Origin of the sequence: Reichenbachiella sp. (assembly GCF_039969095.1) — a bacterium.
In the GTDB taxonomy this organism is placed as follows: domain Bacteria; phylum Bacteroidota; class Bacteroidia; order Cytophagales; family Cyclobacteriaceae; genus Reichenbachiella.
In genome coordinates, this window is record NZ_JBDVOL010000011.1 from 194,043 (window position 1) to 217,898 (window position 23,856).

Sequence of the window (23,856 nt, forward strand, 5' to 3'; positions counted from 1 at the left end):
CTAATGATTGATCAATATTTTATCTGACAATTTTGTATTGTCGCCAAGTACTTGTAACAGGTACATACCATTAGGAACACTGCTGATCTGATTCAATCGATAGACTTGATTGAGTGTGTTTGGAAAAATTTTCTCAGCGATTACCTCTCCCTGCAGACTTACTATTCGTAGTAAAATTTCTTCTTTTATATTAAAATTGAATTTGACTTCCACATACTCTTTCGCGGGATTTGGAAAACTTTTCATGCTCTCGACAAACGCTAGAGGCGGTCCAGCAGATTCATAGAATTCTATATTGTCTAAATAAAGGTTGTTTCCATTTTGATTGGTGACTACAAAAGCCAATCGTACTTCGGACGTACCTACAAAATCACTGAGATGAACAAACTCTTCTCTCCAATCCGTAATAGTATCTGGCAACCAAGCCGTTTCACTTTGAGTGACAGCTAATTCCCCTCCTTTTTTATTGTAGATTTCGAAAGGATAAGACTCCCCACAATCGATAGAAACTAATATTTTCAATTCGTCATTTCGCCCTACTTTGTTCGCATAAGAAAGGTCAAATGACATAGAAGCCTCATCGGTCGAGGAAAAATCTAAAACTGGACTCACCAGCCAATTTTCAATTCCTAATTCGACTATTTCATATCCGTTTAAAGTAGCTGAATAGTCTTTTCTAAATTCATCTTCGAATGTGGTAATCATCCAATCTGTTGGGGCCTCTGGGCGAATAAAACTCCAGTCTGAAGACTCAATGGCGCTAGAGAATTTCTCCCGAATTGGAATGATATCCGAGTTTTGATTAACAGCGAAAAAACTAGTGGCTCTATTGTTAGTAAAATCTCCATCCTCGTTTCCATTTGGATCAATCAACTGTATGGAAATTTCATAATCACCTTCTTCTACCTCTATATCATCTATTTCAAAGCCAAGTGTCTTCCCAGGTTCAAGGTTAACTCCGTTCAATTCAACACTTCTACTAAAAGAATCAAGGGAATACTGAACGCTAAAACTATTAATCAATTGCTTGCCATAATTTCTAACATCAAAACTAATTGGAACACTCTGCTCACAGCTCACAATTGGCAATTCATTAATGCTTACGATCCCAATATCATAGTCATGAGCCGCCGTAGAAAAAATTTCAACATCATCTACATAAATATTATTACCCCCTCCATTGCTCCCAATAAACGCAATAACGACCTCTGATCCCGAAAATTCATTGAAGTTTATCTCAAGTTCTACCCAATCGCTTGGGCCGTCGGGAACGAACGATGAACTAGTGGATGAAGTCGTAACCAATTCCGCTCCAATTTCCCTAAACAAAACTTGTTCCTCAGGGAATGTAGCCCCACAATCTGTAGATACCACCACGGAAAGTGCGTCGCTATAATTATCAGGATAACCGGAATATGCGTATTTGAATTTAAGATCGGCAGTGGATAATTCAGACAAATCAAACACTGGACTAATGAGATAATCTAATTCACCAAATGAATCGCTGCTAGACCCATGATAGGCAAGCGAGGCTGCCGTATTTATTACAGTAACATTTGGGGCATCTGCCAAATTCCATGAAGAAGTATTAGAACCACTATTTCGTCTTTTCCAGTCATCTAAATCCCAAAAATCCTCAACAAACGGAACGGCTTCATGCTCGGGAAAAAAAGTGGTTATCCATTGACAATCATTTTCATCATTTCCATCGGCGCCACCATTCACTTGGTTTACCTTAAAAGAAAAAGATTCAACATCAGTTGAAATGGTTATGGAAGAGAAATCTACAAACAACGTTTGCAGGGGTGTTAAAGTCTCCGTAAAGGTAAGTGTCTCCAGTAGCTCCTCATCTGCCAACAGATCAATGCTAAACTCATCAATATCATTTGTTCCATAGTTGCGCACCTCAATTTCCGGCTCGATCACCAAGTCGCAATTACCAAAACTTGGCGTTTCAATCGATTTTATACCCAAATCATTACTTACTTGATTGGGTTCTATCGCTCCTTTACTTTCCAGCAACTCTTTTCTTCTAGGGCTATTTTCTAGCACTATTCGCATTCTATCACTTTGGCAATCAGTAAAAAGATTCATGCATACATCATCCGTATAGTCCATGTAGTTTTGAAACATGTCAATTGTCGAGCAAGATTCTTGATCCTCAGAGGGACATCCAGAATTACTACCGCCTTGTGTTGGCGTATCATCACAAAAATCATCCACACTACATCCTCCATCTCCCCAGATGTGTCTCAACCCTAGCCAATGCCCTACCTCATGGGTCATGGTTCTACCTTTAGAAAAGGAAACAGCATTATAACCTGTCCCGAAATATTCAAAATCCATATAGACCCCATCTATCATTCGGTTGAGGTTAGGATCATCGTCCATTCCTGGTTCATTTGAAATTGGAAACTTAGCAAATCCCAATAGACCATCACCAGAGCCATATTTGAGGTCTGCAACCCAAACATTAAAATACTCTTCGGCTGGCCAATAACTATTGGACGCTAAGGCTTCAGCTTCATCAATAGTAAATCCAGTTTGATTTCCTTCGACTCTTACGATACCATTCGTGGCCAGTCCTTCTGGGTCACGTTTGGCCATCACGAATTCTATCTCCACATCAGCCGCCACATCCAAAAAATCCGCTGGTGTATCAGACTGATCTGCATTCATTCTTCTAAAATCTTCGTTGAGTGTGGTAATTTGAGATTCGATCTGCTCATCAGGAATATTGCCTTTACTGCCGTAGGCTTCTCCATTGTGGACGATGTGAACTACAACTGGGATTTGATAAACGGTTGCAGCTAAATGACCAGAAACTTTCATCTGGGAGGGAGTATTGTGTTTATTCTCGATGAGCCAACGCTCAAATCGATTTTTAATTTCCTCTGATTGCTGACCAACTGAGGTTTTATTAAATATTGTAGTACCACATTTTTCTTGCCCGAAGGATAAGAAATTTAGTCCTAGAAAAAACAAACAGCATATAAGTTTCAAAGCAAATCGTTTTCTATCAAATGACTTTGACAAAACGTTCATGATCTGAAATAATTGAGGAATTGGATTAGTTTTTAATTCAGCTAACTGATGCAATGTTGATCGCATTAATTGCTTTGACTTCTGGCGCCACTCTTTTTACAGCCTCTTCAATTCCGGCTTTCATAGTCATTGGAGACATAGGACAGGCTTCACATGCACCCAAAAGTTCAACCTTGACCACAAAGTCATCATCAATATCAACCAGCCTCACATCTCCCCCATCTGCCTCAAGATAAGGTCTGATGTTATTAATGGCCTGATCAATTTTTGCTAAAAGGTCTTTCTTTTTTTCTGCGTCCATATCGTCAATGACTTGATCCTGTAAATTTAGTTCATTTGAACAATCTTTGTCTTTTCTTTTGATGCATTTCTTATAGCCACTTGACGCGCTACTGTTTGTGCCAACTCGTTGAAAGCTTCTTCTGTCACTCCTTCTTTCATTACAGCAGGATAACCACTGTCTCCACTCTCACGAATGGACTGCACCAAAGGAATTTCACCTAGAAACGGTATCTCATACTTTTCGGCCATTTTCTTTCCTCCTTCTTTACCAAACAAATAATACTTACTGTCAGGCAATTCTTCTGGAGTAAAATACGCCATATTTTCAATTACACCCAAAAGCGGCACGTTAATCTGTGGCTGCTTGAACATCGACAAGCCTTTTTGTGCATCGGCAATGGCCACCTTTTGTGGAGTTGTCACAATAACTGCGCCAGTCACAGGTACTGATTGTACCAACGTCAAATGAATATCACTAGTTCCTGGCGGTAAATCAATCAACAAATAATCTAATTCCCCCCATTTCACATCACTGATAAATTGCTTTAAAGCAGAGCTTGCCATAGGCCCTCTCCAAATAATTGCATTGTCTTTTGGTGTAAGAAAACCGATGGACAAAATTTTCACTCCATACTTCTCAATCGGAATGAGCAAGTTCTTACCATTTTCCTCTACCATATTCGGTTGCTCATGCTCGCAATCGAACATGGTCGGCATGGAAGGCCCAAAGATATCGGCATCTATTATACCTACGCTAGCACCAGTTTTAGCCAAAGCCACAGCCAGATTTGCTGTCACGGTTGATTTACCCACACCACCTTTTCCAGAAGCCACGGCTATGATATTCTTTACATTTGGTAAGATCATCGACTTACTTCTAATACTCGTTACATTCGATGTCATGTCAATTTTTATACTCAAGCCCTTTGATATTGGCTCTAGCGCTTTCAAACAATCGTTTTTAATCACTTCCTTCAACGGGCACGCTGGAGTAGTAAGTACCACAGAAAAACTCAATTCGTCCTCAGTGATTTTAATATTTTCTATCATACCCAGCGTAACCAAATCTTTTTTAAGATCTGGATCCTGAACCTTACTCAATGCCTGCAATACTTCCTTTTCTGTGATTTTCAAGATTAAAAATGGCTTGTTCTACAATTTTTTGGCAAGTTAAGTGATATCCCTGTTTTTGTATCAAATAATCAAGCAAATTCGTTTTAGATTTGCACCCCCATACGGGCAAAATCAAAATCCTTAGAGTTAGTTGATCAAAAGTCAAACCATAGAAGAAATCAAAAGCAGGATGGACATCTATGAGGTAGTGAGTGACTTTGTTGCCCTAAAAAAATCAGGATCAAGCTACAAGGCACTAAGTCCTTTCACAAATGAGAAGACGCCCTCGTTTATGGTATCTCCGGCTAAAGGAATATTCAAATGCTTCAGTACTGGAAAAGGTGGAGATGCGATTTCTTTTTTAATGGAAGTGGATGGGCTGAGTTACATAGAGGCACTAAAATTCTTAGCCCAGAAATATGCCATAACGATTGAAGAAGACGAAGCAGATCCTAATTATTTAGCAGAACAGAGTATAAGAGAAAGCCTTTTCATTACGCTCAACTTTGCTAAAGAGCATTTTATTGAAAATCTCTGGAAAACGGACGAAGGGAAAAGTATTGGACTTTCTTATTACAAAGAAAGAGGATTTAGTGAAGAAACTATCAAAAGATTTGACTTGGGTTATGCCCTTGACCAATGGCAGGGATTGATTGATGCTGCAAAAGCTGCTGGACATAAAGACGAGTTCTTAGAGCAGACCGGACTTAAAATTGTAAAAGAAGACAAATCATACGATCGATTTAGAGGAAGAGTAGTATTCCCCATTCACAACATTACTGGAAAGGTAATCGCCTTCGGCGCTCGCACGCTGAAGAGCAATGAAAAAGGTCCTAAGTATATCAATAGCCCAGAAACTGAGCTTTACACGAAAAGTAAAATCCTCTACGGCATATTCCAGGCAAAAAACGAAATACGAAATCAAGAAAACTGCTACTTGGTTGAAGGTTATACCGATGTAGTATCACTGAGTCAAGCTGGCATTACCAATGTGGTTGCCTCTTCAGGTACTTCTCTGACCGAAGATCAAATCAAACTAATACAGAGGTATACCAAAAATGTCACTGTTTTATTTGATGGAGACAAGGCTGGCATCAAAGCTTCTATGCGCGGTATAGATATGATGCTTTCTGGCGGACTCAATGTGAAGGCGGTTCCATTTCCTGAAGGAGAAGATCCAGATAGTTACTCCAAACAACTCGGCGGTACGGCTTTCAAGGAATACTTAGATGAAAACGCTCAAGATTTCATTGCGTTTAAAACTGGTATTTTCTTAAAAGATGGCGGTGACGACCCCATCAAAAAAGCAGAAAGCATTCGTGAGATTGTACAAAGTATTTCTTTGATTCCAGATCCTATTCAAAGGACTGTATATATTCAAGAGTGTAGTCGACTCCTGCATGTAGATGAAGAAACGCTAATCAGTGAAACCAATAAACTTCTCCTAAAAAGCAGCAAGGAAAAATGGGAAGCCCCTATTCAAGAATTACCTCCTGAAGCTTATGAACTTGAAAAGACTGAAACTAAAATCAGTCGAGACGACATCATCAAAGTTCAGGAAAGAGAAAGTATTCGAATGCTCATCAACTATGGGTCCGAATTGATCGAAGGCATGGAAGAAGGAGAAATGCATTTGGCTGACTATTTCATGGTAGAATCAGAAGATATTACTTTTGAAACGCCCATTTACAACAAGATACTTGAGATCTTTAAAGCAAACCTAGCTAATGGACAAATTAGCACTATACAACAATTTCTCGATCATGAAGATCATGCTGTGAAGCAAGCTGCTGTAGATTTGTCAACTGAGCGTTATGAAATCAGTACCAATTGGTCAGAAAAATTTCAGATCAATGTGGCCCATGAATCACAAACTTTAAAAAATTCAACTTATACTAATATCTTGCGGCTCAAATTCCGTATCATTCAAAAGATGATTGCTGAAAATATGGAAAACATAAAATTAGCAAGTGAAGAAGAGCAGATTAATAAATTTTTGAGCATCCAAGGAGACTTAAAAAGCATGGAAATGACCATCGCTAAAACTCTTGGAAATGTAACCGTGAAGTAAACCCAGAAAATATGCTAGACCCTGTATCAGAAGCTATAGAGGCCATAAAAAATGGAGAAGTCATCATTGTAGTTGATGATGAAGATAGAGAGAATGAAGGAGATTTTATTTGTGCAGCAGAAAGCATCACACCTGAAATTGTAAATTTCATGGCAACTCATGGCCGTGGTTTGATTTGCACTCCTCTTGTAGAAGAAAGATGTGATGAATTGGGGCTTGAGCTAATGGTAGGCAAAAACACTGTCCTACATGAAACTCCATTTACTGTATCAGTAGACCTTATCGGAAACGGCTGTACCACGGGTATTTCTGCTAGTGACAGAGCAAAAACCATCCAAGCACTAGTCAATCCAAACACTAAACCCGAGGAACTAGGGAGGCCAGGGCATATATTCCCATTGAAGGCAAAAAAGGGTGGCGTACTTCGAAGAGCTGGACACACGGAAGCTGCAATTGATCTTGCCAGATTGGCTGGTAAATTTCCAGCTGGCGTTTTGGTAGAAATTCTCAATGAAGATGGCACCATGGCTCGATTACCACAACTTAGAATAGTAGCTGACAAATTCAAATTAAAGCTTATTTCTATCAAAGATTTGATTGCTTATCGAATGGAGAAGGAATCTTTGATAGAAAAAGAAATCAAAGTCGATATGCCTACAGAATGGGGCAACTTTAAGTTGACAGCTTATAAGCAAATCAGCACAGGAGAACATCATTTAGCACTTGTGAAAGGTAATTGGGAACCTAAAGAACCAGTGATGGTTAGGGTTCACTCTTCTTGTTTGACCGGCGACATCTTCGGATCTTGCAGATGCGATTGTGGTGAGCAGCTTCACAATGCCATGAAAATGGTGGAAAAGGAAGGTAAGGGAGTAATTGTATATATGAATCAAGAAGGCCGTGGCATTGGATTGCTGAATAAACTCAAAGCCTACAAACTACAAGAAGAAGGATTAGACACAGTAGAAGCCAACGAAAAATTAGGTTTCCAGGGAGATCATAGAGACTATGGTGTAGGCGCACAAATATTGCATGACTTGGGAGTTGAAAAAATTAAGTTGATTACTAATAATCCTACAAAAAGAGTTGGATTAATGGGATATGGCTTGGAAATTGTAGAGAATATCCCAATTGAAGTAGACCCAAACGAGCATAATAAAAAATATCTCGAAACTAAGAGAGATAAAATGGGTCATAGCATATTAAAGAATGGCTAAAAAAGTTTTTGCATTTTATTTATTTGTTTTACTTGGGCTACCCACCATGGCTCAAGAATTCTCTTCTCGTATGTTTCACAAGGGTTGGTTGGTCACAGAAGATCAGGATACCGTAAGAGGGGATTTGAAGTACGATATGGAAACCAACGCCGTACAAATAGTCATTGAAAAAGAAAAAATAAATACATATAGCAGTAAAAAAATCCTGTTTTTTGAGATTTATGATAACATACTAAAAACATATCGTCAATTTTATGCGATCCCATACCAAGTAGAATCCAACTATAAAATCCCAATTCTTTTTGAGGTTTTGTATGAGGGAAAAACTTCGCTTCTGGTAAGAGAAAAAATTGTCATGTCATCAGACCCCTATAATCAGTCCTATTTTTATGGGCCTTCTTCAACTTCAGAAAAGCTTGCTTTCTCCTATTATTTTGTAGACACACAAGGGAATATGACTCTTTACAATGGCAAGAAAAATCATTTATTTGAAATTCTAAATGAAAACTCAGATCAAGTCAAGAAGTATGTAAAATCAAACAAGCTCAAAACTGACAACATGAGAGATATTGTAAGAATCACAGCTTTCTACAATTCCCTTTAACGTACTTAATTCTAAGTATTTTCAAACTATTATCAGATTTGTTTGAGTATTTAAGTTTTAAAATTTCATAGCTTTAGTAGTTGGTTTGATTAAACCAATTGTAAACTCTTAAATTCTAGTTATGAAATTCAACATATTATTTTCAATCCTAACCCTTTCTTTTCTCATTTTTAGCTGTGGAGATGATGATGACAATGATGATCCATTTGCTGGTGTTCCAAGTAGTGAGATTGTAGATGTAGACCTTAGAGATGTTACATTATCTGGCTCGACTAGCACTTCAGGTGGCAAAACATTAGGAGTGGGACAAAAATGGTGGAAGCAAAAGGTAAGTAAAATCGAACTATCAGGAGAATGTGGAGACAATGAAGATCAGGAAATCACTGATGGATATTATTATGGCTTCTACTCTTCAGGAGAATATTATGCCAAAAGCGGCCAAGACGGAACTGCTACAAGAGTTGGCAGCTGGCAGTGGGTAGATTCAGATACCAAAGATGCTATATTCATTCAAAGTGTTGAATTCACTCTTAGAGGGCTCAACAGTGATGAACTCATTATTGCAAGTGACCAAAGCCAAGCATCCTGCACAGCAATTACCTGGGAGCAATTTGATCAACCTTATACAGAATAAGTTATTCGAAAGAAAATAAAAAAAGGAGAATCCAATGACTCTCCTTTTTTTATGATTTAGTAATTTTCACTACTTCAAAAATTCAATAGACAAATTTGCAATATCATTCGGCACATAAGGTGACAGGTCTGATAAGTCTATAAAATCGGAAGTAAACCCATCATTGGATGGAACGTTTTCTCCAGCTCCTAAAAATCCAGTAGACTTATCGAAATAAGCGGGTGGTACAGCATTAGCCAAATAAGCATCTATTTGATCCTGGTTTGTAAGACCAACGTATTTTATTTCCGCATCAATGACAGTAAAGAGTGAATAATCATCCATAACATCATTCGTTTCTACACTTGAAGGTGGCAAAGCCACTTCTGCCACTGCTATATCATTAGTCTCATTTGCTCTTGCTATAAATGCATAATTTCTATCCTGAATCAAATCGTCACTAATGATTTTAGCGTTCGGGTGATTTGAGTTTCCAAACACCTCTACCACATCACCCGTTTTAATCACAGTCATTTTCATGTTATCCAAACCTTCTTCCAAAGGAATACCAACTATGGTTACCGTCATTTCTTGTGTATTACCATCTGATGATTCATCATATTCCAATTGATAGAAAGTGTCAATCAACTCCTCTCCTTCTGTTCTATCCAAATAATATGGATTAAGTATAGCCTTACCACTTACTGGGTTGGTATTCCAAACGACTTGAAGTGCGGTGTCTCCGTCTTCATCAGTTACCAACATTTCGTTGGCGTAAGCTATTGAGGAGTAAGTGACATTTTGATTAAATGTAAATGTCTTGGACGTTCCATCGTCTTCACTGTCGATGGTAAATTCATCAAGCCCAGATACTTTTACTACGGCTGCTACCTTTATTATTTCCTCTAAGGCCATTGCTGCATTCTCCCCCACATAAATAAACTCCCTAAGTGCTCCATAAATCTCAGTAGCAGAGAGTTCATCACTGGTTTTGCTTATTCTTCCGGCATTCAACCCTGAAGGATTGCTCAATGTACTTGGTATATCAACTGTGAATTTTTCTGGTAAATCAGTGGATTGCGCTTGATCTAATTGATCTTTCTCATCAGAGCAAGCCAAGAAAAAAAACACGCTTAAAGTGAGTATATATAGCTTTTTCATAGTTATTAGAATTTAATACTTATCTTTTTTAAAATTATTAAAACTTTTCTGATGTCGCCTTCATCATAATACCGAAACGCATAATTAACCGATTAAGTATTTATGAGTACCGCGACATTGCTAGACATTGCGATGAATCATTCGGAGAACATCATTGATCGTGCCAAACTTGGAGACAAGGGAGCATTTAATAAGCTGGTGAGTCTCTGGCACAAGAGGATTTATAATTTTTCTCTTAAATATTTCAATGACCATGATCTGGCAACAGAGGCAACACAAAAGACCTTCATCAAGGTATTCGATCATCTGGGACAACTTAAAGAAATTGAAAAATTCAAATCCTGGATTTATGTGATTGCTTTAAATCAATGCCGTGAAGAAGACCGCAAGTTTGGTCGTTTGTCTAAAATGTTTGTTTCTTCTGATGAAGTCAATGAGGTCAAATACAAACAAGAACAAACAAGCAGTCCTGAATCTGATTACGTAAAGACAGAAATGAGCGATATAGTAACAGCAGCAATTAATGAATTGGGTGAAGAACAAAAAGCTGTTCTAATTATGAAAGAATATGAAGGGTTGAAGTTTAGAGAAATTGCGGAAGTATTGAACATTTCAGAAAATACGGTAAAGTCCAGATTGTATTACGGACTAAACCATTTGAAAAAAATATTAGAAAAAAGTAGAGCATTTAATGAGTCATACCATGATGGAAAATAAAATAGATGAGGCAAAAATCATCGACTATTTGTATGGTGAATTGCCTGATGAGGAAATCAGAAAAATAGAAGCCCTTTTAAAGGAAAATCCGGAATTACAGCTGGAAATGAAAGGCATGCAAGCCACTCGTCATGCACTGGATACGCTTGAAGACAAAGAGATGATCCCTCCTACTTTTGTATTTAACCAAAAGAATGAGGCCATTTCATTTTTTAGATCTGATGCTTTCCGGTGGGTTGGATCAATAGCAGCAGGACTAGCGTTATTACTGATTTCAGCTGCTGTTTTGAATTTCAACATCAATCAAACGGATAAAGGAATCCAAATTGGTTTTGGTGAACTCACACCTTTACCAGATGAAGATTTGAATAAAGAGAATGTAAAGGCATGGATGGCTGAAGCCATGAATGAATATGAAGCTTCGACTGATCAAAAAATAGCTGCAGTTCAATCACAATTGACTTCAGATATGGAATCTCAGGATCAAAAAAACATTGCACTGATGACTGGTATGATGAAAAGCCATACGGCTGGCACAGGTCAGTTGATGCAGCAATATGTGGCTCAACTTAATGATGAGAATAAGGAAATTATCCAGAATTTCTTTACAGTATCTTCTCAGAAACAAAAGAAATATGTAAAAACAGTCATGGCGGATTTCAATGAATTCTATCAGAATCAAAGAAACTACGACATGCGATTGATAGAGACTAGCTTAAGCAAAATACAGAACAATCAGGATGTGAAACAATTGGAACAAGACCAATTGCTTGCCAGCCTGTATGACATGGTCAAAACTCAAAGTAAATAAGAACACGCATGAAAATTAAGTATTTGTTTATTGCACTGACATTCTCCATCCAAAGTACCGTACTTTGGGCGCAGGACATCGATCAAGCTAAGATGGATCGAGATCTCAAAATTGCTGAGGATGTAGTTTCATCACTGGTTAAAGGAGAATCGAATGATGGTAGGTTTTATTCAGCCAGCCCCAAGGCTAGCTACATACCAGGTTTTGGAGTAATGATAGAATTGAACAGTTCAGGTAAATTCTATTCCAACAACTTCGACGATTCCTACAATTTCACATTCATTTTAGATGATGAAGATTTTATAATAAATATAGATGAGATGGTTGAGCTTGAAATGCAAGCAGAGATGCTAGAAAGACAAGCGGAAGAAATCGAACGCCAATCAGAAATAATCGAACGAGAAAATGAGCGTATGCTTCGAGAGCAACAGCGTGCTTTGGAGGAAAGAGAACGGGCAATCGAAAGGCAAATGGAACAACTGGAACGACAGCGTGAACGTGAAGAAGAAAGAGCAGAGTACGAGAGAGAAAGAGAAAGAGATCTATTGGACAGAAAAGAAGTGAATAGAACAGTAGCTGTCGAAGATGATGAGTACACTTATCGCTATTCATATAGTCATTCCGATGACAGTGATACTGACGACAAAGGCCATCTTTATGTAACCAGAGGATACCAAAAAGACTTCGAAGATTTGATGCCTTTGTATCGCAATGTTATGGTTACTTTTTTATCAGAATATGCTGATCTGATTGGTCAATTGGCTAATGATGAACAAGTAATGCTGATTTCTAAAGGTGGTCCTCAAGGATTTGGAGCTGTCTATAGCCTGTCTAATGATCAAATAGGTAAATTCAGCGCTTCTACCACAAGAAGAAATATTGCTGAATTCAAAGCTGGTAGAATATCTAGAGATTCTTTTGAAAGCAACATCAATTTCATAGAGAGCAAAGGAGAAGAAAAATTGGCCGCTGATTTAGAACTGTTCTCAAGCATATTTCAAAGGCTGTATAAAACTGATCTTGCAACTACGTATTACACCTCGACTCCAATCTCATATGAAAGGTTGAAAAATTTTGGTGTGATATATAGAATGAAAATGTATTCGTCTGTATCCACAGGTAGAGACAGCTATCGTATGCCAACACAGCAAAAAAGTAACCTTAGTCGTGAAGAGAGAAATAAGGAAGTCATGAATTTGTATCCGCAATTTATCGGCGAGTTCAAAAAGAATATCTTGGACTACGGAAAAACAATTAAAAGCCTGGATTCGGATGAATCTATTCTATTTCAAATAAGACTAACTGAATGTAATAGCTGTGATATTCCAAACGATATCAATATTTTGATAAAGAATCAAACACTTTTGGATTTAGAGTCAGGCAGGATCAATGAAAGTCAAGCCACCGATCAAATCCAGATCAAAATCGCTAATTAATAAAGAACTTATAATTTTAAGTATAGTCTGGGGACGCCTTAAGCAAGCGTCCCTTTTTTTATATTTCGAACATAGCTGCAGCCTGATCGTCATTATTATCTATGGCTGCCTTTTGAAGAGTAAAATCGTTGGTTTTGACATCATAAACATAATCCTCCTTCAGTTCCTGCTTGTTTTTGGCAATATATTCGATGGCATCTAGCGCATAGTCCAACTGCTTATCGGTCATGGTAGGATGCAGAGACATTCTAGCCCAACCCGGTTTTCCCGTCAAGTTTTGACTGTCTATTCCATCCGTCAATCGTTTGGATTGAGACTGATTCAATTCAAATAAATAGTGACAGTACGTACTTGCACAAGCCCATCCACCTCTCACCTGCACACCAAACCTATCATTCATAATCCTAACAACCGCATTGTAATGAATGTCATCAATATTGAATGAAACCACACCAATCCGCTTAGACTCTTGCTCCCCAACGATACGTACACCTTCTATTTTGTTCATTCTTGCGAATGTCTTGGATACCAGTTCCTCCTCTCGTTTCTCTATTTGAGTAGTACCCATTTTTTCTTTTAGTCGAATCGCCATAGCAGCACGAATAGCTTGTAAAAAACCTGGTGTTCCTCCATCTTCTTTAGCTTCATCGTTCGATGTAAACCCGTATTCTCCCCATGGGTTGGTCCATGTCACATTGCCTCCTCCTGGCACGCATGATTTTCCTTGATAGATTTTTTTATCAAAAAGCATAACACCACAAGCCCCAGGTCCACCTAAAAACTTGTGTGGAGAAAAATAAATGGCATCCAAAGATTGTAAGTCATTTGCAGGATGCATGTCTATAGGTACATAGGGAGCTGTAGCGGCATAGTCAACAAAACAATAACCCCCGTTCTTGTGCATCACTTCAGCCATTTCATGAATTGGAGTAATCACTCCTGTGACGTTCGAGCCAGCAGTGAAAGCACCTATTTTTAACTTTCTGTCTGCATACTTATCAATTTCAGTTTGCAGCAGATCAAGATCAATTTTTAAATCCTTTCCAGGAGGTACAATTACCACATCAGCAACCGTTTCCATCCAGGACACGTGATGAGAATGATGTTCCATATGAGTAATGAATACAATGGGTCGATCCTCTATTATTAGCTCAGGAGTATGGCTCTGAACACACAAACCCAGAATTTGTTGTAAACGCACTACCCCTCCTGTCATCCCTGAACCAGTAAGCACCAGCATGTCTGACTCTGAGGCATTGACATGTTCCCTAATAATTTGTTTCGCTTGATTATAAGCCGTAGTCATTAGGCTACCGGTCTTATTTGAATATGAGTGTGTATTGGCCACCCAAGGGCCAAATTTATTAGTGATGGCATCTTCTATAGGGCCATACAATCTACCACTTGCTACCCAGTCTGCATATAGCATTTCAAAACTACCAAAAGGTGTATCGAAATTTTGGCTAGAGCCGACGATGTTTTCCCTTATCTCATCGAAATTCATTGGATCATTGTTGTTTGGATTGCAAATTTACAAATCTAAATGAATGAACAAATTAATTGTTAGACTTAGTCATTTGCATAAAATTAGACACAGTCTTATCATCTATAATTGTTTATTTTGTCCCATCTTAGTATCCCTTATTTAGTATTATTCATTGATTAATAACCTGAAATGAGATTTCTGATCTTACTGTCTTTAGTAATATGGGTAAGTATTTCATCCAGCACAGCACAGTCAAAACAATCAATTTCAAATATTGATAGTTTAAAATCTCTAGTGCAAAATTCATCCGATAGCTTATTGGTGGATGTATATAATGAAATCAGCTGGAGTTACAGAAATATAGCTATTGATTCTTCGATATTTTATGCCGAACTAGGCTTAAAGCTTTCGAAGGAAATAAATTATCTGAATGGTATAAATCATAGTTTAAACTACTTGGGCATTGCATACAGAAACCGTAGTAATTATTCCAAAGCATTGGCCTTATTTTTCGAAGCGCTCAAGTCTTCAGAATACTCAAAAGACTTAGAAGAAATAAGCTATACGCTTATCAACATTGGGAATATTTACATCTTTCAAACCAATTTCAATGGAGCCATAGATTACTTTCAACGTGCATTAGAAAATGCAAAAATGATTGACAATAAAAGTATCATGGCCTATTGCTATCTCAATATTGGGCGTTCATTGGTTGGATTAGAGCAATTTGAACTGGCTGAAGAAAATTACATCAAAGCTCAGGAAATACGACTAAATATGAATGACTTGGAGGGAATTGTCATTTCCAATGTAGACATGGCCGAACTCTATATCAAACAAAACTTACCTAATAAAGCTTTGAAATTATTGAAGGACAATTTGGTGAATGTTGAAAAGTTGAATCACACCAGCACATTAAGCATAAGCTATATTAATATAGCACGAACTTACTTAATGAAGAGTGACCTCAAGGAAGCGAAAGAATATATTCGTAAAAGCATGATTCTCAACAAAGCTCATGGTCTGAAGAATAACGAATCGAAAGCACTCCAACTACTTTCTGAAATACTAGAAAAGTCTCAAGATTACGATCAAGCATTATTCTATTTCAAACAGTATGTCGAAACCAAAGATTCAATATTCAATGAAGAAAACACCAGAAAAATAGAGTCTTTACATGCACAATATCAAAGTGAAAAAGCCGAAGTCGAGACTAAATTCCTCAGAGAACAAACTCGACTGAATGAAGTCATCATCAAACGACAACGAGCAATTATTGCACTTGCGATAATCGCATGTGTACTTTTCCTGACAGTGGCTATCGTTGCGTTTTGGTCTAGCAATGAACGTAAAAAACTAAATGCCCAAATTGAAGAGCAAAAGGAAAAAACTTTTAAACACAACAACGATTTGATCGATATCAACAATGAAAAAAACAACTTAATCCGAATTCTGTCTCACGATCTTCGAGCGCCTATCAATAATATCAAAGGTCTCACTGAAATTCATCAATCTGAGCATAAAGAATTTGGAGCAAAAGAAAATCAAACACTAAACCTTATAAAAAGTGAATCGGATCGAATTCTTTCAATGATTAGTAAAATTTTGAATGTAGAAGCCCTCAATGTTGAATCCAAAAATGAAAACTTAGAAAAAGTAGGCGTTGTGCAAGTATTAGATGAAACAATAGCAAGTTTCAGCACAGCTGCCAAAGCTAAAAATATTACTGTTGAAGGTAATTATCCAAAGGAAGAATTGATCATATCAGGAGACAAAGTGCACCTTCATCAAGTGCTAGAAAATCTCGTATCTAACGCACTTAAATTTTCTCAACCAAACACTACAATTGTACTTGGATTAGAGCAAGTGGGGCAAACTGTTCAAATATCCATTCAAGACGAAGGGCCTGGGCTTACTGAAGACGACAAAGCAAAGATTTTTAAGAAATTTCAAACTCTAAGTGCCAAACCTACGGCCAACGAAGTTTCAACTGGATTGGGATTATCTATAGTGAAAAAGTACGTTGAGCAGATGAAAGGGAAAATTTGGTATGAAAGTGAACTAGGCAAAGGCACCAAATTCATTGTGCAATTTGCAATAGCCTAAACTTTATTGGACTAACAAGAACTCATAGTTATTACAGGCATTGTAAAGGGTGAATATTGTGAGGTCAGGTTGACTTTCTATAGTGTAATTTAAAGCATGGATAATTCCACCATCATCTCCAAAAATTTCATCTACAACAATTTCTAAATTACTTATCTCTTCCGCTGTAATATCATTAGGCCAATAATTATCAGTTGGAACAACACTTACCGTATTATTCACTGTAATAGTCGGTACAAACTCTCTCAAAATAGTTCGATCACCTGCATCAGTGCTCCTCTCTAAACCAACTGCGTAGGCCGGTTGTGGATCTAAAGGATCACTCGGATTATCATCATCAAACCCGTAGTTGAATAAAAACCAATTGGCCGTAGGAAACAACTCTTCAATCGACCCTCTTTGTGATATCGATATTCCGGTAGAATCAGCCACATAAAAAACATTAATGCTATAGGGGCTCTCTGATTGTGGTTGAAAATCCATTCCTTTTACATCAAACAGTGTCTTGTACATTATGGTATTCCCAAGTCCAGACACCGATCCTGAATACACAGGCGTAGCTATTGGGTTGTCTGTGCACATGGGTGGTCCAGTCTCAGAATAGCTATTTAAACTCATTTCTGAAATTGTAATATTTTCTCCTCCAAAGCTAAAGTTGAGCGGATCGCTTAGGACAAGTTTTCCATCAGAAAAACCATATCCAGTCTGGTGATTCAATATTTTAGTATTGTTGATTGTTGCTACTTCAGAAACAGAAAGGCCTTCTCCTACGCTACTCACAGAAATATTTCTTTCGTCCAAATTGATACTCCAAAAAATTGATAAATTCTCTTCTGTTAAGGAGATATGTTGCATTGGGCCTACGAACAATGAACTGATAGTATCATAAGCAAATAAATTTTCTGGTAGCTCTCTGGAAAAGACATCTGCTGCATCTGCACTTGCTGGCTCTAGCGTAATCACGGTATTCTCACCCAAATTATCCGATTTACTTGCAAACATGAGATTATCGCCATCTTTCTCTAAATAATAAAACTCAAACTCTGCGCCGAATGTGGACGCATTTTGTTCAAATAAATAGTGTAATACAGCGTAAGTTTCGAAAATCAATTCCAAACTTAATCTGGTATCGATGCGATATGGAATGGTTTGATCATAGAAATAATCTTCATCGCCGGGTACATCAGACTGTATTCTTACTGTCCCATCATCATTAAATTTTAAAAGCAAATAGAATATTCCAGATTCAGGTGTTGGTTGATAATTAAGCACCCATCCATTGGCTGGCTCCTCCAAATCATCACGAAGATTACTGATGGCTTCAGCACTTCTTTCTGCCGGTGGAGTGATTTTATCCAGCCCATTGTCACACGAAGAAATGAGAAAGAATAAAAACACATAAAAAAGTATATTTTTAGTCATACCTATCATAATCTTGATTGAACTGATGCTCTCAAGTCATCCAAATCTACACCTGTGGATTTCAGGTAATGCTCCTTAATGGCATTCAATTTTTCTAAAATAAGCACTCTGCCTTCATTGCGATCCTCACAAGCAGCAGTAGTACAATCCTCCTCTAACGTGATGTAATCTTCAAAAAAATCGGCTTCAGCCATATAAAAAGCAATCGTTTCCGCAAAATCTTCATTAGGGCTACTGGTAGCATAAGGTGAAACAAATCCTCTCATGAGTGCCTCCTCATCTGTCAAATTAAACCAGGAGCCAGCACTGCTGTATCCAGCAGCGGCAATTTCCTCAAATGCAGGAGGCAACTTGTCATTTTGATGTACAATATGTGCAAACTCATGATAGACGGTATGCAATTGTCTTAATAGCCATTCGTCGTCATCAAAGTCAATGGAATTCACGTCTGTAAAGGTAATTCGTGCTCCAGCGTCGGCTGTACCTAACGTAACAGTACCATCGCCATTGTAAATCAACCCACCCAAAAAAACCAACTCTCCTGGTACATATCTTCGGAAATACTGCTCTCCCCCATCTACATCTTCATAAACATCAATCCAATACTCATCTACCAAATCAAGCATCGGTCGAACTACTTCTAATTTTGGTGGAGCAACTCTCTGTCCTGGGTTTACAAAATTATCGACATACTTGTAGCGAATTGCAATTCCATATTCCTCAGTAAAATTTGAATCTATATACTTATCAAGTGCTGTTGTTGGTTCTTCTACATCTCCAACCGGTACATCTAGTTTATCCTCTTCAAAGCATGAAGTAACTACTAGTATCACAGCACCAAATAATAGACAACTGCCTAAGTAGCCTCCAAGCTTTATGATATAAAATAAATTTTTCATACTATCTATCATTGGGTTCTAAACCACCTACCTCTATCGCGGACGTTGGTATTTGTAATACTTTTCTTTTATCGTCGCTTTCTAATCTTGCTACCACAGTTCCATCAGCACCTAAGTGATTGACTGAGAATCCATATCGTTTAATATCAAACCACCGCATCCCTTGACCAATAAACTCTTTCCTTCTTTCTAATAAAAGATAATTTAATAAGATGAGTTCATCGGTAAAGCTGGGATCATCATCTGCACCAAAAAAAGACCTTAAGATTTCCATGCTCAATGTCAAATCCCCACCAGTAAATCTTCTATTTGTCAAGACTTGCAAGTCAGAAATAGCCTGATCATGTTGATTATTATAAATACTAGTTTCTACTCGATTAAGTAGTACTTCTTCACCTCTAAAGGCCAGGGCAATATGGTAAGGAGTTCCCACATTAGAATTGATACTACTTCTTTCAAACAAGCTTTCATAGCGAACTGGAAAAATTGCATTTTGTCCTTTTACCCAAGCTGGATTTTCTCGTTCATCAGTAGCATCAGCAAAAGGATGGGTGGCAAAGAGAGATCGATAGTTGTTTCGATCAATTCCATAGGCAAAATCCGTACGTTGAAACAAAGAAATTTTTCGCATCAACATTAGATTACTTCTTAAATCAGGAGAAGAATACAACTGCGGATAACCCGAGGTTGAAGCTTTGGCAGTTCTGAATTCGTTCGACGTCATGTCCCTGACAAATGATTCTGGATTAGAACCAAGCAACTCATTGCTGTATTGTTCACTCCTAATAAAATCACCTTTGTATAAATAAAACCTAGAAGCAAATGCCAATGCCGCGTTTCTATTAAAATGATACTTTCCACTATTTGAATAGTAAGAATCATCTAACAACTCCAATCCATCCTTCAAATCATCATCTATGTCTTCATAAACGCTGCGAACAGAAGCTCTCTCATATTCAACAAGAAATTCAGTCTCTGGTTCAATAATATAAGGGACACCAGGGCCTGCTCCATTATTTCTGAAATTAAACTCCTCACCGAATAAGTTGACCAGCATGAAATGACCATAGGCTCTTGTCAATAATGCCTCTGCTTTGATCGCATCTCTACGGCCTCGATCTTCTTGGTCTACCTCAAGACCATCTATAATACTCAACACTTCATTGGCATGAGAAATAGCCGTATAGGTTTGATACCAAAAGAACCCAGGCGTATCTTGTTCGGTAGGATCCGAAGTTGGATCATCCCAAACGTACATTTGCTGATGTGCTGGTCTCAATGTAGTACCGATAGTATATGTAAAATCGTCAGACATCCAGTCTGTAAAGGCATAACTAGCATCAGAATAAGCATTGGTAAGCAACTGTGCCGCTTTGTCTAAATCATCTAGAGAGACTCGGTTGTCAGGCACTTCATCCAAAAAGTCATCACAAGATGAAAGTAACACCATCAAAATGATTGGCACCATTCGAATCGGTATCCAGCTATATAATTGAATTGAATTTTTCATATTTCTAGATGCCAACGTTCAATGTAAATGTTACTAATCTAGGTTGCGGCAACGAAACCCCTCCAGAGCTAAAAAATTCTGGATCCTGACCATTCAAAGCATCATCTGAATAAATCAGCCAAAGATTTTGACCTTCCACACTCAGGCTCATATTGTTCAAGCCAATTTTCTGCACGACTGGAAATGGCAGTTGATAAGATAACCTCACATTTTTCAATCTGATGTAATCACCATTTGCGACTCTAACATTACTTTGATTGTAAAGTGCATAACTATCTAAATCTGCACCACCTGCTGTGACAATTCTTTGATCTAAGATGGCAGGAACTATGGTAATCTCCTCATCACCAGGAACGACCCAGCGATTGGCCAACTCCTCTGGTAAAGCATCGAAATCTGTATAGCTGGATTGCACTACGTCATTCAATCTGATTTTATAGTCGAATTTGTATGACAGTAAGAAACTGAATGACAATCCTTTCCAAGCAAAAGTGTTTGTTAATCCACCAGCTCCTCTAGGCTCAGTGGACCCTTCAAACTCCAAAGTCTCCGTGAGATTATCTCTACTCTGCAAATCGTACTGAAAAACGATTTCGTTGTTTTCGTCATAGAAGGTCGGAAATCCAGTGGAATTAAGACCCGCAAACTTGGATGAGAACAATCCTCGTCTAGGGCCACCAAGTACAGCTGCACCATTCTGGCTAAGTGCATCCACTAGTCTCGGCCCAAAATCCAATCGGGTAATTCTATCCTTTGTATATCCAATATTGAAATTGGTTCTCCAAGAAAAATTCCCTCTCGTGAGGTTAACTGTATTGATGGTAAATTCGAAACCATCCGACTCCATATCTGCAAAGTTTCCCGTTTTGACACTCTGCCCTCCTACACCACTGGTAAGCACTTGGCCGATCAAGTCAAACGATTGACGCTTGTACCAATCTGCCGAAATACTCACTCTATTATCAAATAAGCCAATGTCCATTCCGACATTCAATTCTCTTAATTTTTCCCAAGTCAGTTCAGAATTAGTTAAATCTTCAATATATAGATAAGGCTCCTGATCGGTTGGCCGAACAGTTACGTCAGCTTGTAAATTGAGCAATGCACTGGCGTCTGGAGGAAGATTTCCAGAAATTCCGTAAGTAGCCCTAACTTTAAGCAAATCAATAAAGCTCAAATTGGACATAAAATTTTCGCTATGCGCATTCCAAGCCCCACTCACATTCCATGTAGGCAAATATCTGGCACTTTTGCTCTCTCCCAGCTGATTAGATCCGTCGTATCTCACTGTAAAGTTGGCGATGTATTTTCCTTTATAGGCATATCCACCATTTAAGAAAACACCAATAAATCTATCCCTGAGCTGATTTTGTGAATAAATATCTATATTCTGAGAATTAAAAAACTCAATGATGTTGGGGTCTGTCACGGCAATTCCTCCACTTTCGTAAACTACTCCCAGTCCAGTAGTACTTTTCTCATTTCTATTCGTAAATCTAATTTCCTGACCGCCTAACAAGTTTACTTGATGTATCTCACGATAGGTTTTGGACCATTCTGCACTTACTCGACTAAAGAAATTGAGCATATCACTTTTGTCCAAATAGTTGAATCCACCAATGGGTAAAACTACCACTGGATTCAACCCCGGATTATCTGGATCTCGATACAATAGATTATTGGAGTCCTGAATAAACTGAGTATCGTTTGCTCGATACGCTTCCGCTTGATTTGAATTTTCGTGTACGGTATGATCTCGCTGAGTAGATGCATATCTCAGTTGCATCACTCCTTTCAGTGAAATATTTTTAGTTGGGTTTAATTCAAAGTCTGTCTGAGTGGATACATCGGCAACAGTAATGTCTATAAAATTGTATTTTAGCTCTTCTAAAATATTAAAATCGGTATAGTTTCGTCTGAAATATTCTAACTCACCATCCGTATCATACGGCCGTATGGATCTACTGGTGTTGAGTGCATAGCTCAAAGGGTTGATATCGAAACTCCGGCTATACTTTCCAGTAATGGGATCGAATTCTCTATTTCGAGTACCAGGGACAGTTTGATCTCTATAACTGGCAGATAGTTTGAGTCCAAAAGTGAATTTATCTGATAAGAAGTAGGTGTTTCTTGAACTTGCAGTTAATCGTTGAACCTGGTCAGCAATGGTTTGCCCGGCATCGTTGAGATAACTTATCGAGTAATAGCTATTCGATTTATCTGTTCCTGATGTAAAGCTTAAAGAATGCTGTTGTTGCAAACCATAATCTCTGAATAGCACATCAAACCAATCCGTATTTGCATTTTCGTATTGATTCAAATAAGATTCATTTAGTCCGCCTCCCGGACCCCATGGAATTTGATGTTGGGCAATTTGTGTGTACATTTTTCCAATCGCTCCATAATTTTGAGCACGTACAGATGTAGTGATGTCAATCAAACCTTTTTGTGCCATCTCACGATAGACTGACATCTCCTCCGCTGAATTGAGTAAACTGAATTGACTATAAGTAGGCCTTAGTTTTACAGAATAGTTCCCTGAATAGCTGATTCTCAGGGCTCCACTTTTTCCTCTTTTGGTGGTGATGACAATGACACCATTGGCTGCTCTGGCACCATAAATGGCCGTTGCTGAAGCGTCTTTAAGGATTTGAAATGACTCAATATCATCAGGATTAATATTCGCAATGGATGAGCTAATCAGCGTATTGGCATTCCCAGATATAAAATCGTCTGTATTGACATTAGATAAGTCTTCTAGGATTACGCCATCAACTACAAATAGTGGTTGATTATTCCCATTGATAGAAGCATTGCCGCGAATTCTAATTTTCGGAGAGGAGCCGAACGTGCCAGATACATTGTCCACATTGACCCCAGCCACTCTTCCTTCGAGTACACGGCTGACATCAACTATGCCCTCGGCTTTAATGTCCGCCATTTTAAGATTCTCAGAGGCACCTGTAAACAGTTTTCTATCTACTTCTTGAAATCCATTGACTACCACTTCTTGAAGTGCCAATGCTTCTTCTTCTAACTTAATTTGAAATTTTTGATTTGGATTGGTAACTTTCAATCTTTGCTCTTTCATACCGAGCATTTTCACAATAAGTACGTCCCCACTATTCGCTTGAAGACTAAAGTTTCCGTCCAAATCAGTAATCGAGCCAATGCTTGTGTTTTCTATCACCACAGAAACACCAACCATTGGCTCGTTTTTATTATCTACTACAGTTCCGGAGATATTTGTAACCTGAGAGTAAAGAGCTGTACTGCTCATTATCCAAAAGCATACACTAATCCATCTACTGATATATTTCATAGAGTAGTATCTATTAAAAAAAGAAAATTCTTGTATTTACT

The 23,856-nt window shown here is 38.1% G+C and carries 17 protein-coding genes; 8 read left to right on the plus strand and 9 right to left on the minus strand.

Annotated elements, in window-relative coordinates; all coding sequences use genetic code 11:
- From ABJH98_RS09400 to ABJH98_RS09410, 3 genes are read right to left on the minus strand one after another with little or no spacing between them, the layout of a single operon-like run.
- Positions 1-3,045, minus strand: coding sequence for a choice-of-anchor J domain-containing protein (locus tag ABJH98_RS09400; protein ID WP_348307410.1), 3,045 nt, complete (start codon positions 3,043-3,045; stop codon positions 1-3).
- A 37-nt stretch (positions 3,046-3,082) separates the two neighbouring features.
- A complete protein-coding gene (locus ABJH98_RS09405) occupies positions 3,083-3,346 on the minus strand; it encodes a NifU family protein (protein WP_348307411.1) in 264 nt (87 codons plus the stop codon).
- A gap of 26 nt (positions 3,347-3,372) precedes the next feature.
- A complete protein-coding gene (locus tag ABJH98_RS09410) occupies positions 3,373-4,461 on the minus strand; it encodes an Mrp/NBP35 family ATP-binding protein (RefSeq protein WP_348307412.1) in 1,089 nt (362 codons plus the stop codon).
- Positions 4,462-4,591: 130 nt separating this feature from the next.
- Between ABJH98_RS09410 and dnaG the strand changes: the two genes are divergently transcribed.
- The 4 genes from dnaG to ABJH98_RS09430 all read left to right on the plus strand — a co-directional run bounded on the left by dnaG (position 4,592) and on the right by ABJH98_RS09430 (position 8,966).
- Positions 4,592-6,511 (plus strand): DNA primase, encoded by a 1,920-nt coding sequence (gene dnaG, locus ABJH98_RS09415; protein ID WP_348307413.1) that lies wholly within the window; start codon positions 4,592-4,594, stop codon positions 6,509-6,511.
- Between the two features lie 11 nt (positions 6,512-6,522).
- Positions 6,523-7,728, plus strand: a complete 1,206-nt coding sequence (locus tag ABJH98_RS09420) for a bifunctional 3,4-dihydroxy-2-butanone-4-phosphate synthase/GTP cyclohydrolase II (protein ID WP_348307414.1) — start codon at positions 6,523-6,525, stop codon at positions 7,726-7,728.
- Complete coding sequence (locus tag ABJH98_RS09425; protein WP_348307415.1) at positions 7,721-8,332, plus strand: hypothetical protein; 612 nt, start codon at positions 7,721-7,723, stop codon at positions 8,330-8,332. Before ABJH98_RS09420 ends, ABJH98_RS09425 begins: the two co-directional genes overlap by 8 nt.
- A gap of 121 nt (positions 8,333-8,453) precedes the next feature.
- Positions 8,454-8,966, plus strand: coding sequence for a hypothetical protein (locus ABJH98_RS09430; RefSeq protein ID WP_348307416.1), 513 nt, complete (start codon positions 8,454-8,456; stop codon positions 8,964-8,966).
- Between the two features lie 69 nt (positions 8,967-9,035).
- Here ABJH98_RS09430 and ABJH98_RS09435 read toward each other — a convergent pair whose 3' ends face one another.
- Complete coding sequence (locus tag ABJH98_RS09435) at positions 9,036-10,106, minus strand: hypothetical protein (RefSeq protein WP_348307417.1); 1,071 nt, start codon at positions 10,104-10,106, stop codon at positions 9,036-9,038.
- 102 nt (positions 10,107-10,208) lie between these two features.
- On the opposite strand from ABJH98_RS09435, the gene ABJH98_RS09440 reads away from it, so the two are divergent.
- From ABJH98_RS09440 to ABJH98_RS09450, 3 genes are read left to right on the plus strand one after another with little or no spacing between them, the layout of a single operon-like run.
- Entirely contained in the window at positions 10,209-10,823 is a 615-nt protein-coding gene (locus ABJH98_RS09440; protein WP_348307418.1) for an RNA polymerase sigma factor, read from the plus strand.
- Positions 10,810-11,634 carry a hypothetical protein gene (locus ABJH98_RS09445; protein WP_348307419.1) on the plus strand — a complete coding sequence of 275 codons (825 nt, stop codon included), beginning with the start codon at positions 10,810-10,812 and terminating at the stop codon, positions 11,632-11,634. The genes ABJH98_RS09440 and ABJH98_RS09445 overlap by 14 nt, the downstream gene beginning before the upstream one ends.
- An 8-nt stretch (positions 11,635-11,642) precedes the next feature.
- A complete protein-coding gene (locus ABJH98_RS09450; protein WP_348307420.1) occupies positions 11,643-13,070 on the plus strand; it encodes a hypothetical protein in 1,428 nt (475 codons plus the stop codon).
- 58 nt (positions 13,071-13,128) lie between these two features.
- On the opposite strand, the gene ABJH98_RS09455 is transcribed toward ABJH98_RS09450, so the two are convergent.
- Complete coding sequence (locus tag ABJH98_RS09455; protein ID WP_348307421.1) at positions 13,129-14,574, minus strand: aminotransferase class V-fold PLP-dependent enzyme; 1,446 nt, start codon at positions 14,572-14,574, stop codon at positions 13,129-13,131.
- A 171-nt stretch (positions 14,575-14,745) separates the two neighbouring features.
- On the opposite strand from ABJH98_RS09455, the gene ABJH98_RS09460 reads away from it, so the two are divergent.
- A complete protein-coding gene (locus tag ABJH98_RS09460) occupies positions 14,746-16,662 on the plus strand; it encodes an ATP-binding protein (protein WP_348307422.1) in 1,917 nt (638 codons plus the stop codon).
- 3 nt (positions 16,663-16,665) lie between these two features.
- Here ABJH98_RS09460 and ABJH98_RS09465 read toward each other — a convergent pair whose 3' ends face one another.
- Genes ABJH98_RS09465 through ABJH98_RS09480 form a run of 4 tightly spaced genes read right to left on the minus strand, consistent with a single transcriptional unit; the run spans position 16,666 to position 23,815 of the window.
- On the minus strand, positions 16,666-18,084 hold the full coding sequence (locus ABJH98_RS09465) for a DUF4302 domain-containing protein (protein WP_348307423.1): 1,419 nt from the start codon (positions 18,082-18,084) through the stop codon (positions 16,666-16,668).
- A gap of 5 nt (positions 18,085-18,089) precedes the next feature.
- Complete coding sequence (locus tag ABJH98_RS09470; protein ID WP_348307424.1) at positions 18,090-18,983, minus strand: substrate import-associated zinc metallohydrolase lipoprotein; 894 nt, start codon at positions 18,981-18,983, stop codon at positions 18,090-18,092.
- 1 nt (position 18,984) lies between these two features.
- Complete coding sequence (locus tag ABJH98_RS09475; protein ID WP_348307425.1) at positions 18,985-20,493, minus strand: RagB/SusD family nutrient uptake outer membrane protein; 1,509 nt, start codon at positions 20,491-20,493, stop codon at positions 18,985-18,987.
- Positions 20,494-20,497: 4 nt separating this feature from the next.
- Positions 20,498-23,815 (minus strand): SusC/RagA family TonB-linked outer membrane protein, encoded by a 3,318-nt coding sequence (locus tag ABJH98_RS09480; RefSeq protein WP_348307426.1) that lies wholly within the window; start codon positions 23,813-23,815, stop codon positions 20,498-20,500.
- Positions 23,816-23,856: the final 41 nt, after the last annotated feature.